Genomic DNA, 604 nt, shown 5'->3' with positions numbered 1-604 from the left:
AAAGCTAAAACCTGAGGAATTGCGGCATCTTTATCGGCAGGCTTATGCAATAACGCAGTTTGCGCCAGTAAATAAGCCTTCACTGGCTCATCTAAATCAGCTTGCTGTAAATATTGGGCCAGCTCACTTTGCTGAATATTTTTATCGTATTGAATCGCTTTGGCATAAGCATCATTTTCATCATGCTTTAAATCATATTGTAGATAAGTCAGTCCAGACCACAACACTATAAACGCAATCAACCAGCCGACAAATTTCAAAATAAAAGACTGAAAACGAATATAAAAAAAACGGATTTTTTTCAAAAAATGAATGACAAAAAATGCCCCTACAAAAGAGACAAACAGCTTTAGAATGAGCCAACCAAACCATGACAGCAAACTGGTAAAATAATCTGAATGCTGCCCCAATGCCGCAAGATGGCTATCTATACTGATGGGCATATGTAATTGTTTAAGTTCAGTGGTCACACCAAAAAAACTATAGACAAAATCATGTTGTAAAAATAATGCCACGACAGAAGCAAGAAAAACAGTTGTACTACTGATGCACAATAACATCACATTGCGTTGGCGCTTTTTCAACGCCACGACACCCGATTCAA

Annotated in this window: 1 protein-coding gene; it reads right to left on the bottom strand. The window is 37.6% G+C overall.

Annotated elements, in window-relative coordinates; genetic code table 11:
• On the bottom strand, positions 1-604 hold a 604-nt coding region (locus tag RR876_RS17085; RefSeq protein ID WP_332637200.1), incomplete at both ends, for a hypothetical protein.

Source organism: Acinetobacter sp. (genome assembly GCF_036666595.1).
Classification (GTDB): Bacteria; Pseudomonadota; Gammaproteobacteria; order Pseudomonadales; family Moraxellaceae; genus Acinetobacter.
The sequence above is the reverse complement of the archived record's forward strand: the minus strand, read 5'-3'. Positions and strand labels throughout refer to the sequence as shown.